This is a genomic window from Paenibacillus radicis (ex Gao et al. 2016) (assembly GCF_014641555.1).
GTDB classification, from domain to species: Bacteria; Bacillota; Bacilli; order Paenibacillales; family Paenibacillaceae; genus Pristimantibacillus; species Pristimantibacillus radicis.
In genome coordinates this window covers 1-545 of sequence record NZ_BMHY01000043.1, presented here as the reverse complement: position 1 = coordinate 545, position 545 = coordinate 1, and the positions used below count along the sequence as shown (strand labels likewise).

Sequence of the window (545 nt, the reverse complement as noted above, 5' to 3'; positions counted from 1 at the left end):
CTCCGTTTAATCGGGGCGTTGCTGCTGTTCTACTTCGTTGTTATCGGTTCATGCTGCCATTCTTGATTCTTCATTCACCGCAAAGCGATTCATAAGGAACCTTCGAAAAGCCATCCTGAACTCGAAACAACTCCATCGAAAAATCAGCGACACCGACTTAAACTTCGCTTACTCTTTCTAAAGAAGAAAGAATCAATTCGCTAAAGGATGTTTCATTTCATTTCGCTATCCAGTTTTCAAGGAACAAAGTGTTTTGCGTTGCGTTCGCTTCAGAGTTAATCTTCAGCAAAGACGTAACAATCAAAACGATAGGTGTGTCAAACACCTGCTTGGCGACGTCCTACTCTCCCAGGACCCTGCGGTCCAAGTACCATCGGCGCTGGAGGGCTTAACGGTCGTGTTCGGTATGGGAACGCGTGGTTCCCCTCCGCCATCGCCACCAAACGGATTGAATGACTTAGCGTTTGTGTTGCACTTAACGCGGATGCGTAAAGAGCTAACAAACTGTTTGAAAGAACTTGATTGTTCTCTCAAAACTGACAACG

At 45.9% G+C, this 545-nt stretch carries 1 rRNA gene; it reads right to left on the bottom strand.

What is annotated here, in order from left to right:
• Positions 1–327: 327 nt before the first annotated feature.
• Positions 328–444, bottom strand: a 5S ribosomal RNA gene (gene rrf / locus IEX98_RS28990).
• Between the last annotated feature and the right edge of the window lie 101 nt (positions 445–545).